Genomic DNA, 25292 nt, shown 5'->3' with positions numbered 1-25292 from the left:
CGAGGCCCGGCGAGAGACGTCCATGCCGTGGACGGTGGCAACAACTTCATGATCACCGGGGTGGGGCCGTCGGATCGCGGCGAGGGCGTCGCCCGGCCCCAGCCTCAGGACTTGGACTGGCCCAGCAGCCAGCGCAGGATGCTGGCGTCCTCATAGGTCGGCCCGAACGCCGCGTGGTAGTCCGGCACCGAGAACGCGGCGTCGGCGTACTCGGTGTAGCGCACCAGATCGGCGGTCTGCTCGGGCGTCTTGCCCCGGGCGGCGTACGCCTGCCGCAGCAGCGTCGTGGAGTTGCGTGCGCCCGAGACGTTGAGCAGGTGGTCGTGCTCGCCGTGCGTGACCCACACCGGCACCTCGGCCGCCGCGATGGCGGTCGCCTGGGTGGCGTTGACCGGGAAACCACCGGTCACCAACCCGCCGGCGAACAGGTCGGGACGCTTGGCGAACGCCTCCCAGAGCAACTGCGAGCCGTACGACACAGTGGTCGCGTACACCCGACGGGTGTCCACCGCGAACTGCCCAACGAACTGGTCGAGCAGCTTGACCAGCAGGTCCGCCTCGGCGACGCCACCGACCCGCTGGTGCTGGGGCGCCAGGACGATGACGTCCTCGGCCGTACCGGTCCACTGCGGTTGGAGCCACGCGGTCGCCGGGATGTCGGCGGCGAGTTGGACGCCGAGGTTGTCGCCGTCCCAGCCCATGCCGTGCCCGGGCAGGACGACCATCAGTGGGTATCTGCGGCCCGGCTGGTAGTTCTTCGGCAGGTGGTAGTGGTACGGCAGAACCATTCCGCCACTCAGGAACGAGCCGTAGGTGAACTCGTCGACCAGTTGGTTGACCGGCTTCTCGGTGACGGGACGGGATTCGCGCGGGGTGGCCCGGGCGAGCACCGGCCCCTTGCCGGCCCCACGGCCGGGCTGGCCGTGCACGTCCTTGCGTTGCACGACCCGGGTCGGCAGCTCGGGATTGACCTTCACTGTGCAGAGGAAGGTCGGGCACTTGGAGACGATGACCGTCGAGCCGCCGGTGTCGACGGGGTTCAGTTCGACGATGACGTACCGGCCCGGCGCCGATCGGTGGTCGGCGCGGGTGCCGGGTGTTCCGTTGGTGTAGGTGTGGGTGACGGTCCGGTCGGCGAGCTTCGGCAGGTCCTCGATCGGGTTGAAGCGGAAGTTGTAGATGGTGTCGGTGACCGAGAACGTGCCGGTGTCGAGGGTGCGCGGGTTGACAGTGGCCGCGTACTCGATCGCCACCGCCGAGACCTTTTGGCCGTAGGTGTAGACGGTGGTGATCGGGGTGATGCTGCGGATTGCGTCAGTGCTGCCCGGGCCGCTGCCCGCGCTGCCGTACGCCGTGCCGGAGGCGCCAGCCAGGACGAGGGTGGCGGCGAGCGGGATCAGTCCTTTTCGCAGTCTCATGGGGGTCCTTTCTCGGGGGTGGTGCGCTCAGTCAGCGATCCCGCCGGGGGACCGGGAGTGGGACGGGTCGGAGCGAGCCGGTCGCTAAACTGATTTAGCAGAGCATCGATTGCGGGCCCGGCGGTGTCAATACCGAGCGCGCAACGAGCCCGGAACCCGCGCCCGCGCCGACGGCCCAGACCGCTCTGGCCGCGCGGTCGACCCCTCCCGCGAGCACTGCAACAAACCTGCAAGCGTCAGCTATTGCCTTTCCGGAAACCGCTTTCCTACGATTGCGTTACATCGATGTTCCATTTGACGGTCGTGTGAGCGATGACACCGGGCGCACTCCGCTCGCACGAAACAACCCTGCTTCTACCAGGGCATGTGCGATCTCGATGAAATCTGTGCGATTGACCGTCGCCAATTCTTGAATGTTGCCGTCGGCAGGTGTGATCGCGATGTCCGTCGAGTCGAAACCTGGAACGAGACGAATGCGAAGGTGAGGCGACATGAGACGACCAGTCGTGTTGCGACGTCAGGCGGCGCTGGCCGCGGTAGCCGTGGTGATCGGGGTCGGGGTGGCCCTACCGACCCCGCAGGCTTCGGCGGCGGTCGGCAGCGCCACCGGCTACGCCACCCAGAACGGCGGGACCACCGGCGGCGCGGGCGGGCAGACGGTGCGGGCCACCACGGGCACGGCGATCCACGCGGCTCTGTGCGGTCGGCCCAGCAGCAGCACCCCGATCACCATCGAGGTGAGCGGGACCATCAATCACGGCAACACCAGCAAGGTGTCGGGGTCGAGCTGCAACACCGCAGCGGGAGTGATCGAGCTCAAGCAGATCAGCAACGTCACCATCATCGGGGTCGGCAGCGCCGTCTTCGACCAGCTCGGCATCCACATCCGCGACTCCAGCAACATCGTCATCCAGAACGTGACGGTGCGGAACGTCAAGAAGTCGGGCTCGCCCACCTCCAACGGTGGGGACGCCATCGGCATGGAGAGCACGGTCCGCAACGTCTGGGTCGATCACGTCACCCTGGAGGCCTCGGGCGGGGAGTCCGAGGGGTACGACGGCCTCTTCGACATGAAGGACAACACCCAGTACGTGACGCTGTCGTACAGCGTCCTGCGCAACTCCGGTCGGGGTGGCCTCGTCGGGTCCAGCGAGAGCGACCTCTCGAACGGCTTCATCACGTACCACCACAACCTCTACGAGAACATCGACTCCCGCACGCCGCTGCTGCGTGGCGGGGTCGCCCACATCTACAACAACCACTACGTGAGCCTGCACGAGTCGGGGATCAACTCCCGGGCGGGGGCCAGGGCCAAGGTGGAGAACAACTACTTCCGCGACTCCAAGGACGTCCTGGGCACCTTCTACACCAACGAGCGCGGCTACTGGCAGGTCGCCGGCAACGTCTTCGACAACGTGACCTGGTCCAGCGCAGGCAGCGAGAACTACCCCGCCGGACCGAACCCGACCTCCAACACCACTGTCAGCATCCCGTATTCGTACCGTCTCGACGGGGCGAGCTGTGTGCCGGACGTCGTTCGTCAGACGGTCGGCGCCAACACGGGCCTGAAGGTGTCCGACGGCAGTTGCACGCCGCAGACCCCGCCGCCGACCACCCCGCCGCCGACCACGCCACCGCCCACGACGCCCCCACCCACGACGCCCCCACCCACGACGCCCCCACCCACCACGCCACCGCCCACCGGCGGGACCAACCTCAGCCTGGGTGCCGGCGCCGACGGCTCCAGCAAGGCCAGCGGAACCAGCTACGGCAATGTGCGTGACGGCAACCTGAGCACCTGGTGGTCGCCGGCCGGCTCGACCGGCACGATCTCGATCAAGTGGGGCTCCGCGACCCAGGTGTCCCGGGTGGTGATCCGCGAGCCGTCCGGCACCCAGGGATCCATCGGGTCCTGGCAGCTGATCAACAACGACAGCGGAGCCGTCCTGGCCTCCGGCAGTGGGGCGGGTTCGATCACCTTCCCGGCCACCGCGATGAGCAAGGTCAACTTCAAGATCAACAGTTCCGGCGGTACGCCACGGGTCGGTGAGTTCGAGACGTACGCCAGCTAGAACCTGTTTCATCAGGACGGTCGCCGTCGGTCACCCTCGTCGGGGGCGGATGCGGTTCGGAGCGGTATACCTCAGGGGTGTGAATCTGCCTCTGAGGTATACCGCTCCTCGGCGGATCGACGTGGGCGAGGCGGCCGAGCGCGCCGTCACGAATCCGTGGACGGCAGAGTGTCCATGAAGGAGCTGACCGAGAAGACCGCTCGCCCGGGCCCGGCCGGGCCGTACCCGGGCGGACTGGACAGGCCGTGCGCGTCCATCGTCGCCCGGTAGGCCTCCAGCAGGCGGACGTGGTATTCGAGCGGCGCGCCCTGCGGGTTCGTCCGGCCCAGCGGTGTGGTGGGCTCCGGGCACCAGGTGGTGAAGCGGGGCGTGATCCCCCGGGACATGAAGTAGTCGAGCCCCTCGGTGGTGGAGGCGATCGCCTCGTCGACGCTGGTGAAGCCGTGCGGGGCGGCCATCTCGACGCCCGCCACGAAGTTCGGGATCACGTTGCGCGGGCCGAACACCTCGGCCGAGTCGAGGATGCGCCGGTGCCACTCCTCCCGACCGACGTAGCGCTCCTTGCCCGGGCAGTACAACTCGAACAGCCGCTTGTCCCACACCTCGTAGTTGGGGTGGTAGATGCGGATCCCGTAGTCGTGGAACCGCTGCACATCGGCTCGGGGGAGCGCCTGGGCCACCACCTTGCCGATCCACCGTCCCGGAAACCGATCCTCGATCGCCTGCGCGTACTGGCCGTAGAAGTCGGCCTCGGCCAGCCCGTTGACCTGCGAGGTGATGCTGCCACCGGTCAACGTGTACGCCTGCGACGCGCGATCGACGTCGTGTCGGTTGATGATCTCCAGGGCCTCGAGGACCTCGTCGACGGGCTTGACCCCGGTGTAGGGCCGGCCGGCCTGCTTGTGCTGCCGCCAGTTGTGGTTGATGTCGCAGTACTGGCACTCCTCCTTGGCGCCGAAGTACTGGCAGACCCGGAACGCGGTCAGGTAGATGAGATAGCCCCACTGGATCGTCGGGGCGACCTCCATCACCGACTTGCCGTTGGCGAGCGTGTGACGGTAGTACGCCGGCATGGGGGGCAGCCCGACATCGGCGATCGGCCGTCCGTCCAGGAACAGGCGCAGTCGACCGTCGCTGTCGGTGCCGACGCGGTACGGCGAGCTGGGGTTGGTGCGGACCGAGACGACGGTACGACGCAGCTCGTACGGACCCCCGGTGAGCACGATCTCCTCCGGTGGCCGGCGCAGCGCAGCCGTCCCCAACTCGGGCAGCGTCCGGTGATCGAAGGAGAAGATGAAGTACGACTTCGGCTTCACGTCGCCGTGCTCGTTGTCGGTCAGTGCCGCGTCGTCGAAGGCGAGCCCGCCCCGCAGCAGGTCCTCCTTGAGGACCGCCTCCCGCGGCACGTGTGGGAAACGGCTCATCAGATCTTCGACGAGGTCGGTGCGCGACGTCATGCGGTTCCTCCCGAACGCGGTACGCCGCACCGGGTGGCCGGTGCCACCCGGTGCCGGCTGATCAGCTCTGCTTGGTCTCCCAGAAGATCTTCGAGATCTCCTCGATCTTGCCGAGGAGCTGCTCGGCGACCGCCGGGTCCGCGGCGCCCTTCGCGCCGCCGGCACCTGCCAGCTTCGTCGCCTCGTTGAAGAGACCGTGCAGGTGGGGGTACCTCTCGAAGTGCGGCTGCTTGAAGTAGTCGGTCCACAACACCCAGAGGTGGTGCTTCACCAGTTCGGCGCGCTGCTCCTTGATGAGCAGCGCGCGGGTGCGAAACTCCGGGTCGTCGCTGGCCTGGTACTTCTCGGAGATCGCCTTGATGGACTCGGCCTCAATGCGGGCCTGCGCCGGGTCGTAGACGCCGCAGGGGAGGTCGCAGTGCGCGCTCGCGACGGTGCGTGGGCGGAGAAGGCGGGACAGGAACATCGGAATCCCTTCGACGGTGGCGTTCGGCCGACGTACGTCAGGGCGCGGCGGCCCGGACGTGATCATCTAGGGACGCTAGAACCTCAACCGCACTTCATGTCAAGACCGGGTCGATGGCGGGCCCTGTTTCCGGATGAGCGTCAGCAGGGCGGCGTGCGTCCGCTCGTCAGCGGCCACCACGAGACCGTCCCCACCGGTGTGCAGGGGCTGGCCGTCGAGCCCGGTGACCACGCAGCCAGCCGCCTCGCAGAGCGCGATTCCGGCCGCGAAGTGGACGCTGTTGCGCAGGTCGTGGCGGTCGGTCACATAGGCGGCGCGGCGGCCGGCGGCGACCCAGGCCACGGCCAGGCTGGTGGAGACCACCCGGGGCCGGAACTGTTCGACGAAGCCCTCGTCGGCGAGCAGGCGGGCGGCCAGGAAGACGTCCCGACTGGGAAAGGGCGGGTCGAGGTTCAGGTCGACAAGCGTCGACTCGGCCGACGGGACGAGTCGCTCGTCCGTCCCCGCAACCCCCCGGACGTAGGCGGCGGTGCCGTCGGTCCAGAACACCTCATCGGCGAACGGGTCCACCGACGCCGCCACTGTGACGTCCGGCCCGACCCGCAGGGCGACGTTGACCGAGGCCAGCATGGTCCGCGCGGCGAAGTTCAACGTCCCGCACAGCGGGTCGACCAGCCAGGTGCGCCCGTTGTCGCCGGCACCCGTGCGCCCGCTCTCCTCGGCCACCACGGCGTCGTCCGGCCGTGCCGCGCGAAGGACGTCGATGATGGCGTGCTCGGCCTCGACGTCGGCGGCGGTGGCGAAGTCGCCGGCGGTCTTCATGACACGCGTCAGTGTTGAGCCGTACCGGGAGCCCACAACTGCGGCTCCAGCTTCGGCCGCCCCGATGGCCAGCGCCTGGTCTGTGATCGACATGCCCGAACCATAGGAGCCAAGTGCAATGTCGATGACAGCCCCGCATCCGGGCCGTGGGTCACCGGGCAGGTCAGTCCGACAGTTCGATGATCGGTAGTTGACTGACGACAGCTGTCATGATCATGGGAGCGTCGCCGTCACACTGGTTGACCGAGACCGCGACCCACCGCCCCTCGGTCACCGTCGGCCCCCACACGGTCAGGTCGCCGTAGCAGTCCAGGTCACAGAGCGACTGGAACAGCGTCGGCATGGGTTCACCGGCCTGATCCCGAAACAGTGGCACCCGCATGGAGACAGTGCGGTGCGCGCCCCACCTCCGGGTCAACTCCGCTACGACGAGGGCCAGGTTCGCCTCGGCGGCCTCCTCTGCCTGGTTCCATTCGGCGCCGTACACACCCGTGAGGGCGTCGCTCTCCCAGAGCGGGGCGATCCGAAAACCCTCGCCCCGGGTGCCGGTCCACTCACCGGTGACCGGGTCCCCCTCGCTGACCGGTACGCCGCCCGTGGGCAGCTCCGCGGCGAGCAGCGACTCGATGTCGGACACCGTCCGACCCGTGTCGAAAACTTCGCCGGCCCGGCCGGTCATCGGGGGACTCGTCGTACCGCCGCCGGCCCACACCGCATCGTCCGCACCACCTGTCTCCGTCGACTCCGGCCCTCGATCATCGCACCGTGAGCGAGCCGACGAGGGGGCGGGCGTCGGTCAGGAGACCGCTGTCCGTACCAGCTCGGTGAGCTTCTTCTCCACAGTCGGGCTCCACTGCTGCAACGCGTACGCCACCGGCCAGAAATCCCCGTCGTCGAGGTTGGCCGGGTCCTGGAAGCCCACTGTCGAGTACCGGTAGTTGAACTTGCCGGAGTCCTGGAAGAAGACGACGATCTTGCCGTCCTCGTTCGCGTAGGCGGGCATCCCGTACCAGGTCTTCGGCGTCAGCCCCGGGGCGGCGGCGGTCACCGTCACGTGCACCCGCTCGGCGAGCGCGCGGTCCTCCGGCTCCATCTGCGCGATCCGGTCGAGGACCGCTTGCAGCCCGTCCGCCTTCTTGGCACCCTTCTTGCCCTCGGCGCGCAGCTCGTCGGCGCGCTCCTTCATCGCGGCCCGCTCCTCGGCGCTGAAGCCGTCGGACCCGGTCGTGGTGGTCTTCGCGGACATTCTCGGGCTTCCTCTCGTCGTCTGGCCCGGCGCGCTGCCGACTGCCTGGGGAAAGGCTAGGCCGGGTGTCGCTCGCGAGCTTCTCGATTCCTGATCGTTCGACGACCGTGCGCCTGCCAGCGAGGTGCCGCTGCGGGGTGACCTCGGCCTCTCGAAGGTGCTCACCGACCCGAGCGGTGGCTAGGTTGCTGGGCGAGGGCGAGCGAGCGTTCCGGGGGGAACCAGACATGAGCACCACCGCCGACCAGATGGCGACGTCGTACTTCGACGCGATCCAACTCCTCTGCCAGGTGACGCCGAAGGGCTGGTACGCCGAGCGGGGCACCGCTCGCGCGGGGCTCACCCACGCCAGCGTTGCGACGCTCAACGGGGTCCTCGAGACGGCCACCGAGCCGGATCTCGCGGCCATCGACGAGTTGGCGACCGAGGTCAGCCGGCAGACACCGCATTGGTCGATCATCATTCGCGGTGCGGCGAGCGACGAGGTCGCCGAACTGGCGGCCCGGCACGGGCTGCGCGGACGCAGCGACCTCCCCCTGATGGCCTGCGCCACCGACGACATCGTGTTCCAGGCCGACTCGACCCAGCAGGCGCTGGTCCGCCGGGTCGGAGCCGCCGAGAGCGACAGGTACACCGACGCCCTCACCCGGAGCTTCGAGGCGCCCGACGGCCTCTTCGGCCCGCTGATGGGCGGCGCGGTCCTCGATACCGACGCCATCACCGGCTATCTGGCCGAGGAGTCTGGCAGCCCGGTCGGCACCGGGCTCGGCATGCGCACATCCGGCGTGATCGGGGTGTTCAACATCGCCGTCGTACCGTCCGCCCGGGGTCGCGGCCTGGGCCGGGCGCTCACCGAGGCGGCGCTGCGCGACGGCGTCGCCGGCGGCGCGGACGCCGCGTACCTGCACGCCAGCCCGATGGGTCGACCGCTCTACGAGGCGATGGGCTTCGTGCTCGTCGAGACCTGGACCGTGTTCCAGGCGGCCTGACCGACGCGACCGGCCAGAAGGAGGAAGACCTGTGAGCTTCAGCGAGAACGTCCGCTCGGCCTTCCGGCGCGGCGAGACCGACGCCGTGGTGCGGATGAGCGAGGCCGAGATCGAGCGGGCCCAGGCGGCCGGCGACCTGGCGGGCGAGGTGGAGGCCCGGTACAGCCTCGCCCGGGTCGCCATTCGCGGCGGTGACCTGCCCGGTGGCGAGGCACGGGCCCGGGAGGCCCTCGCGGTGGCGCTGCGCTCCGGCGACCGTGCCCTGGAGGAACGACCGAGGCACGTGCTGGCCGGCGTCGCGAGGATGTCCGGTGACCTGCTCCGCGCTCGGAATTTGTACCGGGAGAGCATCGCGCTCAACGAGGCGCTCGGCCAAGCCAGGACTGTCAACTCCGAATTCCACAACCTCGCGTTCTGCGAGTTGGGGTTGGGCAACCTGGACGTGGCCCGGACGCTGTTCGCCGAGAACCGCGAGCGGGTGTTCCACAACGGCTGGGCCGACTTCGTGCCGTACGTCTGCGTGGCGGGCGCCGCGCTCGCGACCGCGGAGGGGGACCACTCCCGCGCGGCCAGGATGATCGGTGTCGCCGATGCCGCGTTCGCGGCACTCGGCCAGGTGCCGGACCCGGACGACGCCGCGGACCTCGCCAGGATGCGCGCCGCCGCCACCGAGGCGCTGGGCCCGGCCAACTTCGACAGGGAGTACGCCGTGGGCCGCCACCAGGAGCCCAGGGCGGCCTTCGGCACCTAGGCGGCCTCGGGTGAGGTCGAGGCTCGGGCAGCGGTGATGATCCGTCCCCGCTCCGACTCCGGGAAGCGGTCGAGCATGGCGCGTACCTCGTCGGCGCTCACGTTGGCGCCGAACAGCTCGCTGCCCGGTTCGAGTCGTACCCCCTCGGCCAGAGGGCCGGCGACGACCGGGTCGAAGCCGAGCGCGTCCACCAGGGCCGCGACCTCGGTGAGGTCGGCGTCCTCGTCGCCGGCGATCGCGATGGCCTTGCGGCCGGTCGCCCCCGCCGGCCGGGCCTCGTCCTCCAGGTCGTGATAGCCCATGTGGTTGAACGCCTTGACGACGCGCGAGCCGGACAGGAACGTCTGGACGGTCTCGCTCGACGAGGTCCGCGGGTTGGTGAGGTCATCGCGGATGCCGTCGATCTCCCACCAGTAGTTCATGGCATCGACGACGAGCTTGCCGCGTAACGCCTCGGCGGGGACGCTGCGGTACTTGCCCAGGGGCAGGGCGAGGATGACGACGTCGGCGGCGGCCGCCGCGTCGACCGCCGTGGTGGCCTCGGCGCCCGGGGCGAGGACCTCGACGGTGAGGGCGATCTTCGCCGGGTCGCCGGAGCCGGCCACCCGTACCCGGTAGCCGGCGGCGACGGCGAGCCGGGCGAGCACAGTGCCCACCTTGCCGGCCCCGAGAATGCCGAGGGTCGTGGGCCGGCTCCGGTCGTTGTCGAACATGGTCGTCCTCTCGCTTGGGAAGTGCTGATCAGGCCAGCAGTTCGCGGACCATGGGGATCACCTTCGAGCCGTAGAGTTCCACCGCGCGCATCCGGGCGCTGATCGGTTGCGCGCCGGCCGAGTAGATGAGGTCGAACCGCCCGACGCCGAGGCTGCGGATGGCACGGGCCATCCGGCGGGCCACCGTCTCCGGTGAGCCGATGTAGAGGGAGCCGTTCTCCACTTCGGAGTCGAACTCCTGACGGCGGATCGGGGGCCAGCCCCGCAGTTTGCCGATCCGGTCCCGCATGATCCGGTAGTGCGGCCAGTAGATCTCCTTGGCCTGCTCGTCGGTGTCGGCGATGAAGCCCGGCGAGTGCATGCCGACCGGGTGCGCTGTGGTGCCGAGCTGATCGGCGGCCCGGCGGTACAGGTCGATGTAGGGCGCGAAGCGCTCGGGGGCGCCGCCGATGATGGCGAGCATGAGCGGCAGCCCGTACTGGGCGGTGCGGACGACCGACTGCGGCGAGCCACCCACACCGACCCAGGTGTCCAGGTGACCCGACTCGGTCTTCGGGAACACGTCGGCGTTCTCGAGCGGGGCACGCAGGGTGCCGTTCCAGGTGACCGGCTTCTCGTCGAGCAACTTGACGAACAGTTCGATCTTCTCCTCGAACAGCGTGTCGTAGTCGCGGAGGTCGTAGCCGAAGAGCGGGAACGACTCGGTGAACGAGCCGCGACCGAGGATGACCTCGGCTCGGCCGTTCGACAGCGCGTCCACTGTGGCGAAGCGCTGGAACACCCGTACCGGGTCGTCGGAACTCAGCACTGTCACGCCGGAGGCCAACCGGATCCGCGAGGTGCGGGTGGCGATTCCGGCCAGCACCGTCTCCGGTGTGGAGACCGAGTACTCGGGCCGGTGGTGCTCGCCCAGGGCGATGACGTCGACCCCGAGTTGGTCGGCGAGCACGGCCTCGTCGACGACCTGCCGGATCGCCGCCGCGTGGGAGACGAGTTTGCCGTTGTCGTCCTCCGGTACGTCGCCGAACGTGTCCAGGCCGAACAGCAGATCAGACATGGTTGGGCTCCTTAGCCAGCAGCTCCCGGACCCGCGGCGCGACCTCACTGCCCAGCAGTTGGATGGTGCGCGCCCGTGCCTCGCGGGGCAGGTGCATGATGTCGTACTTCAGGTCGAAGCGGCTCAGTCGCAGGTCGCGAGCGACAGTGGCGATCTTCTGCGCCACCGTCTCGGGCGAACCGACGAAGAGCGCCCCGTGGTCGATTTCCGCCTCGTAGCGCGCGCGGTCCGGTTTGTAGAAGCCGCGTTCCGCAGCCAGGGCCGCCACCACCGGCTGCCAGTACCGCCACCACGTCTCCACCGCCTCCTCGTCGGTGTCTGCGACAAGGCCGAGTGAGTGCTGCCCGATTGGCTGCAGGGTATGCCCGAATTGTTCGAGCGCTCTGGTGTAGAGGTCGACGTGACCGGCGAAGCGCTGGGGCCGCCCGCCGATGATGGCGAGCATGAGCGGCAGTCCGTGCCGGGCGGCGCGGATCACCGAGTTCGGGCTTCCCCCGACACCGATCCAGGTCGGGATGCCGCCCGGCTGCATCCGTGGGTGCAGCCGCTGTGCGGCCAGTGGGCTTCGTACCGTGCCGGACCAGGTGACCGGTTCGTCCTGTTGAAGCCGCAGGAAGAGGTCCAGCTTCTCCTCGAACAACCGCTCGTAGTCGGCCAGGTCGTACCCGAACAGCGGAAACGACTCGGTTGCGGATGCCCGCCCAAGGACGATCTGAGCGCGGCCGTCGGAGACGGCGTCCAGCGTGGAGAACTCGTGGTAGAGCCGTACCGGGTCGTTGGTGCTGAGCACGGTGACCGAGGTGCCGAGGCGAATTCGCTCGGTCGCCGTCGCGACCGCGGCCAGCAGCACCGGTGTTGCCGAGTCGTTGTGGCCCTCGCGGTAGTGCTCACCGACGCTGAACACGTCGAGTCCGGCCGACTCGGCGAGCCGTGCCTCGTCCACGAGTAGCCGTACGGTCTCGGCGTCGCTCAGGACCCGGTCGCCGTCGGTGGCCACCTCCCCGAACGAGTTGAGCCCCAGCTCGAAGTCTGCAGCTGCCATCGTCTCCTCCTCGGTGCAATCCGCCGGCGACCCACGGGAGCGGTCCTACCGGTTGACGTGTCAATGATGCTAACTTGGTGATTGACACGTCAATTCCCGGGAGAGTGAGATGACGGAGGCCACACCCGGCGGGCGGGGCGGACGCCAACTTCCGACCCCCGACGAGCTACGAATCTGGCGGGACTTCATCGAGACGACGGCAGCGCTCGGCTCCCGGCTCGAGTCCCGCCTACAGGGCGACTCCTCGCTCTCGACCGGAGACTACGCAGTGCTCCTCGCTCTCAGTGAGGCTGAGGGCGAGACGATGCGGTCGTCCGAACTCGCCTCGCACATCGGGTGGGAGCGGAGCCGGCTCTCCCACCACCTCGGGCGGATGGAGCGGCGCGGCCTCATCCGCCGCCAGGAGTGCGCCACTGTTCCCCGCGGGGCGGAAGTGCTGCTCACGAAGGCCGGCGGCGAGGCGTTCAGGGGAGCCACCTTTCCCCACCTGCGCGCCATCCGGGAGTTCTTCGTCGACGCCCTCACGCCGGAGCAGATCGTCGCGGCCGGCGAGATCGCCACGGCGCTGCGAGCGCAGCTCGACACCCTGGGCAAGGGCTGACCGTCACAACGCGAACCTGGCCGAGGGTAACCAGCACACCTGAACCGTCCAGTCGGACCTTCTCCCGCTCATTCGCGGGAGGCTAGGCTTCGGCCCATGTCAGGGTGGCGGGGCCGGACGGCGGACGTGGTCCTGGTGCCCGCCGTGGGTCTGGTCGCCGTCGTGGGCCTGGTGGTGCAGTCGCGCGGCATCTCCACCGTCGCCGAGTGGGCGGCCCTGCTGGTGGTGCTGCTCTCCACCGGCGCGCTGTACGTCCGCCGCCGTCACCCGGTGCCGGTGGGCGTCGTGGCGCTGGCTGCCATCGGCGCGTACGGGGCGTTGCTGCACCGGCCCGGCCCGATCATGCTGGTGTTCGTCGTCGCGCTCTACACCGTCGTCGACGAGGGACATCTCGCGGTCGCCATCGGGCTCGGTCTCGCCTCGGTGATCGCCTTCGCCGTGGCGGACAGCTACAACCGCTCCCCGAACACCATGAACGGGGCGACGCTGCTGCACGCTGGTTGGCTCGTCGCGGTCATCGTCGGCGTGACCCGTAACCGCCGCGCCTACCTCGCTGAGGCGCAGGCCCGGGCGGTCGTCGCCGAGCAGCGAATGGAGGAGGAGGCCCGACGACGGGCCACCGAGGAGCGGCTGCGCATCGCCCGGGAGCTGCACGACGTACTCGGCCACCACCTGTCGTTGATCAACGTGCAGGCCAGCGCCGCGTTGCACCGACCCGATCCGGTCCGGTCCGAGCAGGCCCTCACCGCGATCAAACAGACCAGCAAGGAGACGTTGAGTGAGTTGCGCGCGACGCTGGGCGCACTGCGGCAGGCCCCGGCGGTCATGCCCGCACCCGGTCTGAACCGCCTCGGTGATCTGATCAGGACGGCCGCTCGACCGGAGTTAAAGATCCGCACCGAGCTGGCCGAGACGCGGTCGCTACCGCCGGAGGTCGATCTGGCGGTGTATCGGATCGTTCAGGAGGCGCTCACCAACGTGGCGCGTCACGCACGTGCCACCACCGCCGTGGTCCGGGTCCGGCCCGATCACGACGACGTGCTCGTGGAGGTCGAGGACGACGGCACCGGTCAGCCGGGTTCGCCGGGCAGCGGGATCCTCGGAATGCGGGAGCGGGCCCTGGCACTCGGCGGTTCGTTGACCACTGGCGTCCAGCCGGACGGGGGCTTCCGGGTCCGCGCCCGGCTGCCGATGCGACCCGACCCGGCGCCGGTGGGGGAGCAGATGTGATCCGGCTGCTCCTCGTCGACGACCAGACCCTCGTACGCGCCGGCTTCCGGTCCATCCTCGACGGTGAGGACGGTCTCCAGGTCGTCGGCGAGGCTGCCGATGGATTCGAGGCGGTGCGGCTGGCCAAGCACCTGCGGCCCGATGTCGTCCTCATGGACATCCGGATGCCAGGGCTCGACGGCCTGGCCGCCACCGGTGAGATCGTCGCGCACTCCGACGCCCGCGTCATCATCCTGACAACGTTCGACCTGGACGATTACGTCTACGGCGCGTTGCGTGCCGGTGCCAGCGGCTTCCTGGTCAAGGACACCGAGCCAGCGGAGTTGATCCACGGAGTGCGGGTGGTGGCCCGGGGTGACGCGTTGATCGCGCCGTCGATCACCCGGCGGTTGATCGCCGAGTTCGCGGCCCGGGCCAGACATCCTGACCCCGGGCCGCGACTGAGCGTGCTCACCGAGCGGGAGCGTGAAGTGCTGACGCTGGTCGCCGCCGGCCTCTCCAACGACGAGATCGCGGCACGGTTGGTGCTGAGCCCGGCGACCGCCAAGACACATGTCAGCCGGATCATGACCAAGGTCCATGCCCGGGACCGAGCCCAGTTGGTGATCCTCGCCTATGAGTCCCGTCTGACCGTGCCGGGTTGGCTCGCTCGCTCCTGACTCAGCCCGCCAGGCGGCCGGTGCGGCGCGCGCGAACCAGGGCCAGCCCGCCGAGCACCACCGCGGCCAGTCCGACCGCGAGCGCCACATAGGCCCCGCCTAGCCCGTTGCCCGTGCCGATGCCACTGTCGGCGGTGGCCGCCACCAGCCCGCCGAGCGCCATACCGATCAGCCCCGTCGCCAGGGCCAGGACGGCTCCGAGGCTCCCCGAGCCGGTGCCGAGCCGACTGGCGGGGCGGGCCACTGCCAATCCTCCGATGATCGTGCCGGCCAGCCCCAGCAGGACGGCCACACTGGCCCCGAAACGCCCGGAACTCATGGATAGAGCAGCGGCTGCGGTTGGCTGGGCGGACACGTGCGCGGCTGCCGGTACGGCCAGCTCGATCCCGACGAGCGGGGCGGTTACGGCGGCGGCGAACAGGTGACGGACGGACATGGTGGATCCCCTCGGTCGCATGGCGATTACAGGTGGCAGCCTAGGAAGCAACCAGCTGGTGAGTCGTCATGCCGGAGTTGCCGATGGGCCTACCACCCGGGATGTACGCGTCCGGCACCTCGTACCGCCGCAGTTGTCCAGCGGGCACGAGGTGCGCGCTCACGCCACGTCGTCGTCACCCGATGCGGGCTCCAGCACCACCACTGTCGTCTCCGACGATCGCCGTGCCGCGTGGGCGTCGAAGTTCTTGTCGGCCGCGCGCCACCGTGGCCACAGGCGCGACCGTTCGTCGTCGGTGGCGACGCGACCGCGCACCAGCCGGCGCCCGTCGGCCAACTCGACGGACGCGTCCGGATGGGCCTGGAGGTTGAGCCACCAGGCGGGGGCACCCTCGCCCCACCCGTTCATCGCCACGCCGACCAGGTTCGGGCCGTCCTCGAAGTACGCGAGAATGACGCTGCGCTGCTGGCCGGTGCGGCGTCCGGTCGTGGTCAGTCGCAGCGTGCCCCACCGGTGCTCGCGTGGTCGCCACAGCCCGACCCGGCTGCCGCTGACCCGGTACAGGCCCCGGTGCACCGACCAGGCCAGCCGGATGAACCACCGCGGCGGAAGCCACGGCGCCTTCGTGTCCTGACCGTCCGACATGACGACCTCCTCCACCGACCAACGCTGATGGCCCGGGTGGCTGCTTCACACTGTCGCGACCGCCACTGTGGACCGGGATCCCCAAGTCTTGCGGCGCGAGCGCGACTCGCGTCGGGGTGTCCATGATCCGACCGAGGATCGAACCGATCGGTGGAAGCCCCGCGTCGGGGCGGGCGCGTTACCGCTGCCAGGTGTCGATGGCGCGTACGCCGTCGCGGACGACCCGGTCCAGGATGGCGGGGTTGCCGCTGGTGCCCTCCCACCCCTGGTCGTCGAAGACCGTCACCGCGCTGTCGACGCGGGCCACCGCGATCTGGCTGGACGCGGTGTCGCCGGTACGTTCGCCGTTCATGCTCGTCTCGGGCCACGTCCGGGTCAGCAGCAACGCCTCGTCGCCGACCCCGGGCAGCGCCTTACTCTTGACGGTGACGCGGTTTCCGGACTGGTCGTACGAGGGGCACGCCTGCACGGCGGTGCGGAGCCGGCTCAGGTAACCCGGGGCGCCGTCGCCGTCGAAGGTGAAGATGGTCTGGTGGATCATCCCCTGCGGCACGTTGCTGGAGGGCTCGCCGGCCTTCTGGTAGGTGACCGTCATCGCGGCGCTCGCGGTGACCTGCCGGCCGCCGGTGCCGAACTCGTTGCCGCACAGCTTCGGCAGCGCCTCCGCGACGGGCGTCGTTCGTCGCGGGGACTTCCGCAGTTCGGCGGGCAACTCGACGAAGGCCGAGGTCGGGATCGTCACCTGGGTGCTCGCGCTCGGCGATGGCGGATCTGTCGGGGGCACTGACGTCGACGTGGTGGCCGGTGCCGTGGTCGCCGGGGCAGAGCCGGGCGGATCCTCGGTGGCGGTGCAGGCAGCGGCGAGCGTGACAGCGCCGAGCAGCGGGAGCAGCGGGAGCAGCGCGAGCGCGCGTCGCGTACGGGTCACCGGCAGTGATGTGTACTGGCTCATCGTCACCCCTCGTCTGTCCCTGGGCAGTTCCCTGCCCGGTGTACAACGAAACGACCACGCCCCGGGCACCGACCGGACCACTGGAATCGAGGTGTCGTCGCGTCGGCCGGGCCGCTAGGCTGCCCCGCATGACCAGCGTGATCGCTCAGTGCACCGGACTGTCGTGTGACGTCCAGGTCGGTGCGGGGCGACGCCGGCGATCCGTCGCCCGCCCGCGCTGACCTGTTACCTGCGACCGGCGGATCGAGCCGCCGGTCGTTCGCTGGTCGTCCTCGGTCCGCCCGTATCTCCCCGTCAACGGCTCGCGTGACAGCGCGGGTCCGAGCGAGATCGGCGTACTCATGGATCTTGAAAAGTTGTTGTCCGACCGGCTGGCACCGGCGTTCGCGGCGGTGGCCGGCGGCCCGGTCGATCCGCTCGTGCGGCGGTCTCCGCGTGCGGACTTCCAGTCCGACGCGGCGCTGGCGCTGGCCCGGCGGCTCGGCCGCCCGCCGCGCGACATCGCCGCGGCGGTGCTGACGCACGCGGTGCTCGACGACGTCGGGGTGTCGGCGGAGGTCTCCGGGCCGGGCTTTCTCAATCTGACGGTTGCCGACCGGGCCCTGGCCGACATGGTCGCCGGGCTGGCCGGTGACGCCCGGCTCGGCGTGCCGTCGACGGCGACGCCGCAGACAGTGGTGGTCGACTACTCGGCCCCCAACGTGGCGAAGGAAATGCATGTCGGGCATCTCCGCTCCACAGTCATCGGCGACGCGGCGGTGCGGCTGCTGGACTGGCTCGGGCACCGGGTGGTGCGGGTCAACCACCTGGGTGACTGGGGGACACCGTTCGGCATGCTGATCGAGCACCTGATCGACCTCGGCGAGGCCGAAGCCGCGCAGAACCTGTCGATGGGGGACCTGGACACCTTCTACCGGGCGGCCCGGGTGAAGTTCGACGCCGACGAGGCGTTCCAGGAACGGTCGCGGCTGCGGGTGGTCGCGTTGCAGCGCGGTGACGAGCGGACCCGCCGGTTGTGGCGGCTGCTGGTGACGCAGTCGGAGCGGTACTTCCTGACCGTGTACGACCTGCTCGACGTGACGTTGTCCGGGGCTGACTTCCGGGGCGAGAGCGCCTACAACCATCTGCTCGCGGGCGTCGTCGACGACCTGGACCGGTTGGGGCTGCTGCTGCCCAGCGGTGGGGCCGAGTGCGTCTTTCCGCAGGGGTTCACCGGCCGGGACGGCGAGCCGCTGCCGCTGATCGTGCGTAAGAGCGACGGTGGGTACGGCTATCCGGCCACCGACCTGGCCGCGCTGCGGCAGCGCGTCGGCGAGCTGGGCGCCACCCGGCTGCTGTACGTCGTCGGCCTACCGCAGCGGCAGCACTTCGCGATGGTGTTCGCCGTCGCCGAGGCGGCCGGCTGGCTCTGCCCGCCGGCCCGGGCCGAGCACCTCGGCTTCGGGTCGATCCTCGGCGCCGACGGGCGGATGCTGCGCAGCCGGGCCGGTGAGTCGGTGAAGCTGGTCGGGCTGTTGGAGGAGGCGGTCGCCCGCGCCACCGAGCTGGCCCGGAGCAGGAACCCGGATCTGGACGCCGGGACCGCCGCCGAGATCGGCCGCGCGGTGGGCATCGGCGCCATCAAGTACGCCGACCTGTCCGTCGACCGGACCACTGACTACGTCCTGGACTGGGAACGGATGTTGGCGATGGACGGCAACACCGCTCCCTACCTTCAGTACGCGTACGCCCGGATCCGGTCCGTGCTGCGGCGGGCCGGGACCGCCGTGCGGCCGGACGCGCCCATCGTGGTGGCGCAGCCGGCGGAGCGTGCGCTCGCGGTCGAGCTGCTCGGCTTCGCCGCTGTGGTCGGCGAGCTGGAGCGGAGTCTCGAGTTTCATCAGCTCGCCGGTTACCTGCACCGAATCGCGACGGCGTTCAACGCGTTCTACGAGCGCTGCCCGGTGTTGCGCGCCACGGATGAGCTGCGGGAGAGCCGGCTGCTGCTGGCCGAGTTGACCGCCCGGGTCCTGCGGCAGGGGCTGCACCTGCTGGGCATCCGCACTGTGGAGCGGATGTGACGCGCCGGGCTGGGGGCCCGGTCAGCGGGCCCGCTTCGTCGCCCGCTTCCGGGGCGGCGTCAACAGGTCGGCGATCTGCGCGATCGCGGAGGGCACCAGGCGGTAGTACGCCCAGACCCCGCGCTTGTCGCGTTCGAGGAGGCCGGCCTCGGTGAGGATCCGGAGGTGATGACTCACCGTCGGCTGGGAGAGATTGAGCGCCGCGGTGAGGTCACTCACTGAGGCCTCACCTTCCGGCGCGGACTGGATCAGGCTGAGCAACCGGAGTCGCGCCGGATCGGCGAAGGCCTTCAGCACCCCCGCTAGCCGCTCGGCATCGGCCCGCTTGATGGGATCGCCGGTGAGCGGCGAGATCGCAGGCATGGCAGTTTTCGCAGTTCCCACGCCTGCAATAGTGACACCAACACCATCAATAAACCGGCAGATCCGGCACCAGCCCTCCGATGGCGTCCGGATGGCGCGACGGAACCACCGAACGTGAGTCGAACGGCGACGTCCGTGGCGGCACACGGGCCGTGTGGAGCTTCGGGAAGCTCCACACGGCCCTGGGCGTCAGCGGCGGGGTTTGGGTGCGATGCGGGGCAGGACGTACGGCGGCCCTGCGAAGATCAGGTCGGACTTCAACTCCTGGTACGCCCGCTTGGGCTGGTAGTTCTCGTCGTAGATGGTGGCCAGGCCCTCCGGCGGGTCGTCGAACCAGCCGGGCACCCACGAATGGTTGTCACTGAAACCCCAGACCGTGTACGACAGGCAGCTCCGGACGGCGAGGCACGCCTTCATCAGCACGCTGAAGTTGGCGGCCGACGCCTGGAGCCGGGGGTTGATCTCCTCGGAGTTGCCCGCCTGGACGCCCTCCGTCAGCTGGCTGCGCACGTCGACCTCGGTGAACGCGGTCGCGACGCCGAGCCCGCTGAACTTCTTCAGCGCGGCGGTCACCTGGAGGGTGTCGAAGTTGCCGTACTGGGTGCCCAGGTGGCCCTGGGCGCCGACGCCGTCGATCGGGACGCCCTGAGCGCGCAGGCTCTTGGTCATGTCGTAGACGAACTGGGTCTTGTCGTCCGCCGGGTTGCCCGAGCCGAACGCCTCGATGTTGTAGTCGTTGTAGAACAGCAGGGCCTTGGGGTCGGCGGCCCGCGCCCAGCGGAACGCGTCGGCGATGTAGCCGGGCCCGAGGTTCTGCGCCCAGAAGCCCTTGTAGTGCAGGGTCGACGGGGTGTCCCACGGGTCGCTGACCGCCTCGTTGACCACGTCCCACTGCCAGATCTTGCCCTTGTAGCGGTTCACGACTGTGGTGATGTGCTTGCGCAGCAGCTCGCGCAACTCCTGCTTGCTGATGGAGCCGTCGGCGACGCCGCTGGTCAACCAGGCGGGCAGCTGGTTGTGCCAGACCAGCACGTGACCGCGCACGCTCTGCCGGTTGCGCTTGGCGAAGTCGACGAACTGGTCGGCCGGCCCCCAGTTGTAGGTGCCGCGGGTCGGCTCCAGGCTCTCCCACTTCATCACGTTCTCGGCGGTGACCGAGGCGAACTCGGAGGAGGCCAGTCTGCGGTACTGCGGGTCGCTGGCGTCGTTGAGTGCATCCATGCTCACCGCGGTGCCGACGTGCAGACCGTGGCGCAGGCCGAGGGTGCCGAGGCTCTGCGTCGTGGGGTCGTACGGTCGACTCGCGGTCGCCGGCACCGTGTTCAGCGTGGCGATGGTCGCGACGGCGACCAGGCCGACGCTCGACCACTGTCTCAACTTCATGTGCCTGCCCTTCCAGACGATCAATAGATAGATGTCGATCTAGGAGGTGAGGGTCCGGTCCTGCTCGGGTGGGACGCGAGATGGCTGGGTGACGCCGGTAGTTCCGGCCGGAAACCGGAAACTTGCTCGAAACGTTAAGCCGATCTATGTCTGGCCGTCAACGCTGAAAACTTCCGGAAATTCATCACATGACCTGCCCAGCGGTGAGTGGCCGGCCGGCGAAACTTTCGGCGACCGGAGGCCGGAGGTCGGCGACCGGTTCGGGTGGCGAGGTCGTTTGCGGCGCACGCCACCAGACACCGTCGAACCGGTGGCCGACGATGTCAGGTGGCGCTACCGAAGAGTGATCAGCGCAGACCGGCGAAGAGGTCGTCCTCGGGGGTCGGCGCGCCCGTCCGGTCCCGCACCCGCAGGAAGGTCTCCACGCCCATCAGCTCGGTGAACCGCTCCTGGCCCAGTTGCAGGAAGAAGATGTTCTCGGTCTGACTGGCGTGCGTGGCCAGCGCGGCGAACTTCTGCGCGCCGTACTTGCTGGTGTCGACCCAGGTGGTGATCTCGTCGTCGGGCAGACCGAGCTGCGGCCCCGGCTCCGACTCCGCGTCCGGCTCGGCCCACTCGACGCCGAGCTCCTTCATGATCCGACCGAACTCCGCGAACGCCGTACGCGGCACAGTGGTCCAGTAGACCTTCGCCGGGACGTCCGTCTGCTCGACAGCGGCCATGGTGATTCGATGCGCCTGGATGTGGTCCGGGTGGCCGTAGAAACCGTTCTCGTCGTACGTGACGATCACGTCCGGCCGATACTGCCGAATCAGCTCCGCGAGCCGGGCCGCCGCCTCCGCCACCGGCGTGATCCAGAACGCGCCGGGCTGGTCGTTCGTCGCCCAGCCCATCATCCCCGAGTCGGCGTAGCCGAGGGTTTCCAGATGGGTGACGTTCAACGTCGCGCAGCTGGCCTCCAGCTCGGCCTGGCGCATCGCCACCACGGCGGCCGGGTCGTGCCCCTCCTCGCCCGGCTTGACCCCGCCCGGGCCGTCTCCACATCGCCCGTCGGTGCAGGTCACGAGCACCGTCGTGACCCCTTCGGCGGCATAGCGGGCAAGGACGCCGCCAGTGCTCGTCGCCTCGTCGTCGGGGTGGGCGTGCACCGCCATCAGGGTCAGAGGTCGCTCAGCCATGCCATCACCCTACGGTCATCCGGCTACGGGCCCACGACCTCCACCGCGAACATCCGCGGGAGCGGGGGCATCGTACCCAGTCCGGCATCCGTCGAGCGGTCCTTGTGTGAACGGCGCTCAGGCTCCGGGCAGGTCGCTAGATTCGGGCGTGATCGGCACATCCGAGCAGGTCAGGAAGCGGGGAGAAGTCAATGGCAAAGGCCGCTGGCGGGTTCACTGACCTGCGACAGATCGACGCGGGAGTCCTGAACGTCGGATACGTGGACGCCGGTCCGCCCGACGGGGACGCGGTGATCCTCCTGCACGGCTGGCCCTACGACATCCACAGCTTCGCCGACGTCGTACCGCTGCTCACCGCGGCCGGCAAGCGGGTCGTCATCCCCTACCTGCGGGGCTACGGCACGACCCGGTTCCTCTCCGACGACACGATGCGAAACGGCGAACCGGCGGCCATGGGGCTCGACCTCATCGCCCTGATGGACGCCCTGAACATCGACACCGCGAAGCTCGCCGGGTTCGACTGGGGCGCGCGGACCGCCGACGTCGTCGCCGCGCTGTGGCCCGAACGCTGCCGGGGGCTGGTCTCGGTCAGCGGCTACCTGATCGCCAGCCAGGAGTCCGGTAAGGCGCCGCTGCCGCCGAAGGCGGAGTTGGCGTGGTGGTACCAGTACTACTTCGCCACCGAGCGAGGGCGGGAGGGTTACGACAAGAACCGGCGCGCCTTCAACAAGCTGATCTGGCACACCGCGTCCCCCCAGTGGACGTTCGACGACGCGACGTACGACCGCAGCGCGGCGTCGTTCGACAACCCCGACCACGTCGACATCGTGATCCACAACTATCGGTGGCGGATGGCCCTCGCCGACGGCGAGGCACAGTACGACGACATCGAGAAGCGCCTGGCCACGCAACCGAAGATCGCCGTGCCCAGTATTTCCATGGAAGGCGACGCCAACGGCGCGCCCCACGTCGAGCCCACCGTCTACGCCAAGCAGTTCAGCGGCCAGTACGAGCACCGGACCGTCGGCGGCGGTGTCGGGCACAACCTGCCGCAGGAGGCGCCGCAGGCATTCGCTGACGCCGTGCTGGAGGTCTGAGCCGCTAGCGCGTCGGACGTTCCACCCGGACCGGGTCGCCGCGAACCAGCCTGTCGTGGACGCGCCACCGGGCGGTGGTGACGGCACGCCGCGCCGCCTCGTCGCCCTGCTCGATGCGGTGGCGCAGCAGGTCCAGGGCGATCCGACGGTTGAGGCTGAACTGCCGCTCCTCGTCCACGACGACCACCAGGCCCGACGGGCGGTGCGTCGCGCGTACCGCCGTGCTGGCCTTGTTCCGGTGCTGACCCCCGGGCCCGCCGGTGCGGCAGGCGACGATGTCGACGTCCGCCTCGCGAAACGTCGTGGGCCGAGCGTCGCGTTCGGGCGGCTGGGCGGTGACGTACCAGTTCTTCCGGCCGACGCCCGAGCGGTACGGGCTGGGGGCCTGCCAACACAGTGTCCCGGTCCACGAGGCCGCGAACGCCTCAGCGTCCACGCCGGAGATCCGGATCAGCACCGCCCGGTGGGTGCCGGCGCGGTCACCGGGCACCGCCTCGACCTGCTGGATCGTCAGACCTCGGCGGACGCCCTCGTCGCGCAGCCGGTGCAGCAGTTGACTCAATGCCCAGGCGCACTCCTGCGGGCCATGTCCGGCCGACAACAGCAGGAACGCGGTCATGAGCGGCCTCGCCGGCCGCGGTGGCCCCGCCGCTGCGGGCGTGCGGCGGACCCAAGGTCGGGCGTCTTGTAGGTGACCACTGGCGTCGTGCTGACCACCGGGGTGGCCAGCCGGTGTTCGACCAGGTCGGCGATCACCTGCTCGATGCGCTTGTACGCCGTGGGTGCCTCCTCGAAGAGCAGTTGCCGGTCACCGCACACCACCAGCGAACCCACCGGGGTACGGCGTAGCTCCTCGACCGTGTGCTTGGCCCGGCCCCGCCGCAGGGCGTCGGCGCGCGACATCTTGCGGCCGGCGCCGTGGGCCACCGAATGGTTGGCCTCCGGCCCGGCGTGCGCGGCCACCAGGTAGGACGCCGTTCCCCGGGTACCGGCGATGAGGACGTCGCGACCGTCACCCGGCGCCGCGCCCTTGCGGTGCAGGTAGACCCCGTCCCGGACCTCGACCAGGTTGTGGCACTCATCGACGATCGGCGCGGTGGGCTCGGCCCCCAACGCGTGCGCCACCCGGGCGGCCAGCACCCGGCGGTTGAGCGAACCCCAGCGCACGGCGTCGTCGTGCCTGCCCAGGTAGGCGGCGGGGTCGGGTGCCGCCCCGGCGCCGTGGACCTCGGTGTGCGCCCGCAGGATCCGCTCGCCCAGACCACGGGAACCGCTGTGCACGATCAGCACGAGATCGCCCGCGTCGAGCCCGAGCCGGCCCGCGTGCCGCACGTCGAGGACGGTGTCGACGCGGGCCAACTCCACGAAGTGGTTGCCCCGACCCACCGTCCCGAGGCCGTCGAAATGGCCGGCTGGAACGTCACAGTCGACGGCGGCCCAGGCGGGGTCGTCGGCGTCGCGTACCGGGTCGAGCGCCTGGTCGAGATCGGGGAACCGGACGGCGAGCCGTTCCGGTACGGCCCGCTTGAGCTTGATCGGAAACACGGCGATGCCGCAGCCGATGTCGGAGCCCACCAGGAACGGGTACAGCACTGTCGACGCCATGGCCGCGCCGATGGGCGCACCCTTGCCGGGGTGCAGGTCCGGCATCGCGGCGACGTGCCGCATGCCGTCCAGGGCGGCGACCTGCTGGCACTGTGCGAGCGCATCGGACTCGATCCAACTCGCGGGAGAGGCGAACACCGTGACGGTGGCCGGGGCGGACGGGGGCAGGGGCTCCCGAGGGAGGTGGTGCTGGGACAAGGAGGCTCATCTCTGGCTGCCAACGTGAAAAGCGGACGGCGTCACGGCCCCCGGGACGCATCACCGGTGGCGCGGAGCAGGGGTGGAGTCCGTCAGTACGTCATGGACGTCACTCTGGTCGAGGCGCGCCAGGCACGACAACTGATTTTTCTTCACGACGTACGCTGCCGCGATGAGCGCACCGCGTCGCATCCTGGTCTACGGGGTGTACGGCTCCGGCAAGTCCACCCTCGCGGCGCGACTGGCCGAACACCTCGGACTGCACTGGTATCCGGTCGACGACCTGCTCTGGCAACCGGGCTGGGTCGAGGTGCCGGTCGCCCAGCAACGCAGCCGGATCGAGGAGATCTGCCGACGGGACCGCTGGATCATCGACGGCGCGTACCACGGTTGGCGGGACGTCCCGATGGCCCGCGCCGATCTGGTCGTCGGCCTTGACTATCCACGGTGGCTGTCGTTCGGGCGGTTGCTCCGCCGCACCGCCCGCCGGGTGGTCACCGGCGAGGTGATCTGCAACGGCAACCGCGAGTCGCTGAGCAGTGTGCTGTCCTCGGACTCGACCCTGGTGTGGCACGTCACCGCGTTCGGCCGGGCCCGACGGCGGATGCGGGCCTGGCAGGCCGACCCGTCCGCGCCGCCCGTGGTGTTACTGCGCTCCCCGGCGGAGCTGGAGGTCTGGCTGGCCGGGCTGCCCCGCCCTTGAGGCACCGACCTACGTCGTACGCCTCGGCGACCCCGGCCACCTGCTCTACCTGTCCCACGAGCGGGAGGACGAGGCCATGCGCGAGCTGGGGATTGTCGACCGACCATCCACGGTGGACGCGTCGTCGGCCCGCTCCCGGTGGGGAGCGG

Annotated in this window: 26 protein-coding genes; 9 read left to right on the top strand and 17 right to left on the bottom strand. The window is 69.8% G+C overall.

The genetic code is table 11. The annotated features are described in order from the left end of the window. Nucleotides 1-104: 104 nt before the first annotated feature. Nucleotides 105-1418, bottom strand: a complete 1314-nt coding sequence (locus AB0B68_RS31400) for a hypothetical protein (RefSeq protein ID WP_357208102.1) — start codon at nt 1416-1418, stop codon at nt 105-107. A gap of 491 nt (nt 1419-1909) precedes the next feature. On the opposite strand from AB0B68_RS31400, the gene AB0B68_RS31395 reads away from it, so the two are divergent. Continuing rightward, a complete protein-coding gene (locus AB0B68_RS31395; protein ID WP_357264576.1) occupies nt 1910-3490 on the top strand; it encodes a polysaccharide lyase family 1 protein in 1581 nt (526 codons plus the stop codon). 146 nt (nt 3491-3636) lie between these two features. Here AB0B68_RS31395 and AB0B68_RS31390 read toward each other — a convergent pair whose 3' ends face one another. The 5 genes from AB0B68_RS31390 to AB0B68_RS31370 all read right to left on the bottom strand — a co-directional run bounded on the left by AB0B68_RS31390 (nt 3637) and on the right by AB0B68_RS31370 (nt 7481). Then, nucleotides 3637-4947, bottom strand: coding sequence for a radical SAM protein (locus AB0B68_RS31390; RefSeq protein WP_357208097.1), 1311 nt, complete (start codon nt 4945-4947; stop codon nt 3637-3639). A 61-nt stretch (nt 4948-5008) separates the two neighbouring features. After that, on the bottom strand, nt 5009-5413 hold the full coding sequence (gene sodN, locus AB0B68_RS31385; RefSeq protein ID WP_357264579.1) for a superoxide dismutase, Ni: 405 nt from the start codon (nt 5411-5413) through the stop codon (nt 5009-5011). A 99-nt stretch (nt 5414-5512) separates the two neighbouring features. After that, nucleotides 5513-6328 carry an inositol monophosphatase family protein gene (locus tag AB0B68_RS31380; protein WP_357264573.1) on the bottom strand — a complete coding sequence of 272 codons (816 nt, stop codon included), beginning with the start codon at nt 6326-6328 and terminating at the stop codon, nt 5513-5515. Nucleotides 6329-6398: 70 nt separating this feature from the next. Continuing rightward, entirely contained in the window at nt 6399-6872 is a 474-nt protein-coding gene (locus AB0B68_RS31375) for a hypothetical protein (protein ID WP_357206372.1), read from the bottom strand. Nucleotides 6873-7031: 159 nt separating this feature from the next. Beyond that, entirely contained in the window at nt 7032-7481 is a 450-nt protein-coding gene (locus AB0B68_RS31370; RefSeq protein ID WP_357206370.1) for a hypothetical protein, read from the bottom strand. Nucleotides 7482-7708: 227 nt separating this feature from the next. Between AB0B68_RS31370 and AB0B68_RS31365 the strand changes: the two genes are divergently transcribed. Both AB0B68_RS31365 and AB0B68_RS31360 read left to right on the top strand, forming a co-directional pair. Then, entirely contained in the window at nt 7709-8470 is a 762-nt protein-coding gene (locus AB0B68_RS31365) for a GNAT family N-acetyltransferase (protein WP_357206368.1), read from the top strand. Between the two features lie 31 nt (nt 8471-8501). After that, on the top strand, nt 8502-9221 hold the full coding sequence (locus AB0B68_RS31360) for a tetratricopeptide repeat protein (protein WP_357206366.1): 720 nt from the start codon (nt 8502-8504) through the stop codon (nt 9219-9221). On the opposite strand, the gene AB0B68_RS31355 is transcribed toward AB0B68_RS31360, so the two are convergent. Genes AB0B68_RS31355 through AB0B68_RS31345 form a run of 3 tightly spaced genes read right to left on the bottom strand, consistent with a single transcriptional unit; the run spans nt 9218 to nt 12033 of the window. After that, the gene (locus AB0B68_RS31355) at nt 9218-9934 is read right to left on the bottom strand and encodes an NAD(P)-binding domain-containing protein (RefSeq protein ID WP_357206364.1); all 717 of its coding nucleotides are present in this window, start codon (nt 9932-9934) and stop codon (nt 9218-9220) included. The genes AB0B68_RS31360 and AB0B68_RS31355 overlap by 4 nt on opposite strands. 28 nt (nt 9935-9962) lie before the next feature. Further along, the gene (locus AB0B68_RS31350) at nt 9963-10991 is read right to left on the bottom strand and encodes an LLM class flavin-dependent oxidoreductase (RefSeq protein WP_357206362.1); all 1029 of its coding nucleotides are present in this window, start codon (nt 10989-10991) and stop codon (nt 9963-9965) included. Next, nucleotides 10984-12033 carry an LLM class flavin-dependent oxidoreductase gene (locus tag AB0B68_RS31345; RefSeq protein ID WP_357206360.1) on the bottom strand — a complete coding sequence of 350 codons (1050 nt, stop codon included), beginning with the start codon at nt 12031-12033 and terminating at the stop codon, nt 10984-10986. Before AB0B68_RS31345 ends, AB0B68_RS31350 begins: the two co-directional genes overlap by 8 nt. Before the next feature lie 109 nt (nt 12034-12142). Here AB0B68_RS31345 and AB0B68_RS31340 point away from each other — a divergent pair, with 109 nt between their 5' ends. The 3 genes from AB0B68_RS31340 to AB0B68_RS31330 all read left to right on the top strand — a co-directional run bounded on the left by AB0B68_RS31340 (nt 12143) and on the right by AB0B68_RS31330 (nt 14523). Then, a complete protein-coding gene (locus AB0B68_RS31340) occupies nt 12143-12634 on the top strand; it encodes a MarR family transcriptional regulator (protein WP_357264570.1) in 492 nt (163 codons plus the stop codon). A gap of 96 nt (nt 12635-12730) precedes the next feature. Further along, on the top strand, nt 12731-13864 hold the full coding sequence (locus AB0B68_RS31335) for a sensor histidine kinase (protein WP_357206356.1): 1134 nt from the start codon (nt 12731-12733) through the stop codon (nt 13862-13864). Beyond that, nucleotides 13861-14523: a response regulator transcription factor gene (locus tag AB0B68_RS31330; RefSeq protein ID WP_357264567.1), complete on the top strand. Its 663-nt coding sequence runs from the start codon at nt 13861-13863 to the stop codon at nt 14521-14523. The genes AB0B68_RS31335 and AB0B68_RS31330 overlap by 4 nt, the downstream gene beginning before the upstream one ends. A 1-nt stretch (nt 14524) precedes the next feature. Here AB0B68_RS31330 and AB0B68_RS31325 read toward each other — a convergent pair whose 3' ends face one another. The 3 genes from AB0B68_RS31325 to AB0B68_RS31315 all read right to left on the bottom strand — a co-directional run bounded on the left by AB0B68_RS31325 (nt 14525) and on the right by AB0B68_RS31315 (nt 16556). Beyond that, entirely contained in the window at nt 14525-14959 is a 435-nt protein-coding gene (locus AB0B68_RS31325; protein ID WP_357206352.1) for a DUF6223 family protein, read from the bottom strand. Nucleotides 14960-15118: 159 nt separating this feature from the next. After that, nucleotides 15119-15604 carry a nitroreductase/quinone reductase family protein gene (locus AB0B68_RS31320; RefSeq protein ID WP_357264564.1) on the bottom strand — a complete coding sequence of 162 codons (486 nt, stop codon included), beginning with the start codon at nt 15602-15604 and terminating at the stop codon, nt 15119-15121. Between the two features lie 178 nt (nt 15605-15782). Beyond that, entirely contained in the window at nt 15783-16556 is a 774-nt protein-coding gene (locus AB0B68_RS31315; protein WP_357206348.1) for a hypothetical protein, read from the bottom strand. Nucleotides 16557-16897: 341 nt separating this feature from the next. Here AB0B68_RS31315 and argS point away from each other — a divergent pair, with 341 nt between their 5' ends. Then, the gene (gene argS, locus AB0B68_RS31310) at nt 16898-18616 is read left to right on the top strand and encodes an arginine--tRNA ligase (RefSeq protein ID WP_357206347.1); all 1719 of its coding nucleotides are present in this window, start codon (nt 16898-16900) and stop codon (nt 18614-18616) included. A 21-nt stretch (nt 18617-18637) separates the two neighbouring features. On the opposite strand, the gene AB0B68_RS31305 is transcribed toward argS, so the two are convergent. The 3 genes from AB0B68_RS31305 to AB0B68_RS31295 form a co-directional block, all read right to left on the bottom strand. Continuing rightward, nucleotides 18638-18979 (bottom strand): metalloregulator ArsR/SmtB family transcription factor, encoded by a 342-nt coding sequence (locus AB0B68_RS31305; protein ID WP_238686609.1) that lies wholly within the window; start codon nt 18977-18979, stop codon nt 18638-18640. Nucleotides 18980-19168: 189 nt separating this feature from the next. Continuing rightward, entirely contained in the window at nt 19169-20362 is a 1194-nt protein-coding gene (locus AB0B68_RS31300) for an endo-1,4-beta-xylanase (protein ID WP_357207898.1), read from the bottom strand. A gap of 347 nt (nt 20363-20709) precedes the next feature. Next, entirely contained in the window at nt 20710-21540 is an 831-nt protein-coding gene (locus AB0B68_RS31295) for a PIG-L family deacetylase (RefSeq protein ID WP_357207900.1), read from the bottom strand. Nucleotides 21541-21731: 191 nt separating this feature from the next. On the opposite strand from AB0B68_RS31295, the gene AB0B68_RS31290 reads away from it, so the two are divergent. Beyond that, the gene (locus AB0B68_RS31290) at nt 21732-22637 is read left to right on the top strand and encodes an alpha/beta hydrolase (protein WP_357264561.1); all 906 of its coding nucleotides are present in this window, start codon (nt 21732-21734) and stop codon (nt 22635-22637) included. A gap of 4 nt (nt 22638-22641) precedes the next feature. Here AB0B68_RS31290 and prfH read toward each other — a convergent pair whose 3' ends face one another. Then, entirely contained in the window at nt 22642-23256 is a 615-nt protein-coding gene (gene prfH / locus AB0B68_RS31285; RefSeq protein WP_357264558.1) for a peptide chain release factor H, read from the bottom strand. After that, nucleotides 23253-24440: an RNA ligase RtcB family protein gene (locus tag AB0B68_RS31280; protein WP_357207907.1), complete on the bottom strand. Its 1188-nt coding sequence runs from the start codon at nt 24438-24440 to the stop codon at nt 23253-23255. Before AB0B68_RS31280 ends, prfH begins: the two co-directional genes overlap by 4 nt. Before the next feature lie 172 nt (nt 24441-24612). On the opposite strand from AB0B68_RS31280, the gene AB0B68_RS31275 reads away from it, so the two are divergent. After that, nucleotides 24613-25143 carry an adenylate kinase gene (locus AB0B68_RS31275; protein ID WP_357264555.1) on the top strand — a complete coding sequence of 177 codons (531 nt, stop codon included), beginning with the start codon at nt 24613-24615 and terminating at the stop codon, nt 25141-25143. Nucleotides 25144-25292 lie beyond the last annotated feature (149 nt).

It is taken from the genome of Micromonospora sp. NPDC049049 (assembly GCF_040649115.1).
GTDB lineage: Bacteria > Actinomycetota > Actinomycetes > Mycobacteriales > Micromonosporaceae > Micromonospora.
Note: the sequence above shows the minus strand (reverse complement) of the source record. Positions and strands in the feature narration are given on the sequence as shown.

Excerpts from the sequence above, each read along its gene's own strand:
- AB0B68_RS31400 (WP_357208102.1), bottom strand. The coding sequence starts at position 1,418 with ATGAGACTGCGAAAAGGACTGATCCCGCTCGCCGCCACCCTCGTCCTG.
- AB0B68_RS31395 (WP_357264576.1), top strand. The coding sequence starts at position 1,910 with ATGAGACGACCAGTCGTGTTGCGACGTCAGGCGGCGCTGGCCGCGGTA.
- AB0B68_RS31390 (WP_357208097.1), bottom strand. The coding sequence starts at position 4,947 with ATGACGTCGCGCACCGACCTCGTCGAAGATCTGATGAGCCGTTTCCCA.
- sodN (WP_357264579.1), bottom strand. The coding sequence starts at position 5,413 with ATGTTCCTGTCCCGCCTTCTCCGCCCACGCACCGTCGCGAGCGCGCAC.
- AB0B68_RS31380 (WP_357264573.1), bottom strand. The coding sequence starts at position 6,328 with ATGTCGATCACAGACCAGGCGCTGGCCATCGGGGCGGCCGAAGCTGGA.
- AB0B68_RS31370 (WP_357206370.1), bottom strand. The coding sequence starts at position 7,481 with ATGTCCGCGAAGACCACCACGACCGGGTCCGACGGCTTCAGCGCCGAG.
- AB0B68_RS31365 (WP_357206368.1), top strand. The coding sequence starts at position 7,709 with ATGAGCACCACCGCCGACCAGATGGCGACGTCGTACTTCGACGCGATC.
- AB0B68_RS31355 (WP_357206364.1), bottom strand. The coding sequence starts at position 9,934 with ATGTTCGACAACGACCGGAGCCGGCCCACGACCCTCGGCATTCTCGGG.
- AB0B68_RS31350 (WP_357206362.1), bottom strand. The coding sequence starts at position 10,991 with ATGTCTGATCTGCTGTTCGGCCTGGACACGTTCGGCGACGTACCGGAG.
- AB0B68_RS31345 (WP_357206360.1), bottom strand. The coding sequence starts at position 12,033 with ATGGCAGCTGCAGACTTCGAGCTGGGGCTCAACTCGTTCGGGGAGGTG.
- AB0B68_RS31340 (WP_357264570.1), top strand. The coding sequence starts at position 12,143 with ATGACGGAGGCCACACCCGGCGGGCGGGGCGGACGCCAACTTCCGACC.
- AB0B68_RS31335 (WP_357206356.1), top strand. The coding sequence starts at position 12,731 with ATGTCAGGGTGGCGGGGCCGGACGGCGGACGTGGTCCTGGTGCCCGCC.
- AB0B68_RS31325 (WP_357206352.1), bottom strand. The coding sequence starts at position 14,959 with ATGTCCGTCCGTCACCTGTTCGCCGCCGCCGTAACCGCCCCGCTCGTC.
- AB0B68_RS31320 (WP_357264564.1), bottom strand. The coding sequence starts at position 15,604 with ATGTCGGACGGTCAGGACACGAAGGCGCCGTGGCTTCCGCCGCGGTGG.
- AB0B68_RS31315 (WP_357206348.1), bottom strand. The coding sequence starts at position 16,556 with ATGAGCCAGTACACATCACTGCCGGTGACCCGTACGCGACGCGCGCTC.
- argS (WP_357206347.1), top strand. The coding sequence starts at position 16,898 with ATGGATCTTGAAAAGTTGTTGTCCGACCGGCTGGCACCGGCGTTCGCG.
- AB0B68_RS31305 (WP_238686609.1), bottom strand. The coding sequence starts at position 18,979 with ATGCCTGCGATCTCGCCGCTCACCGGCGATCCCATCAAGCGGGCCGAT.
- AB0B68_RS31300 (WP_357207898.1), bottom strand. The coding sequence starts at position 20,362 with ATGAAGTTGAGACAGTGGTCGAGCGTCGGCCTGGTCGCCGTCGCGACC.
- AB0B68_RS31295 (WP_357207900.1), bottom strand. The coding sequence starts at position 21,540 with ATGGCTGAGCGACCTCTGACCCTGATGGCGGTGCACGCCCACCCCGAC.
- AB0B68_RS31290 (WP_357264561.1), top strand. The coding sequence starts at position 21,732 with ATGGCAAAGGCCGCTGGCGGGTTCACTGACCTGCGACAGATCGACGCG.
- prfH (WP_357264558.1), bottom strand. The coding sequence starts at position 23,256 with ATGACCGCGTTCCTGCTGTTGTCGGCCGGACATGGCCCGCAGGAGTGC.
- AB0B68_RS31275 (WP_357264555.1), top strand. The coding sequence starts at position 24,613 with ATGAGCGCACCGCGTCGCATCCTGGTCTACGGGGTGTACGGCTCCGGC.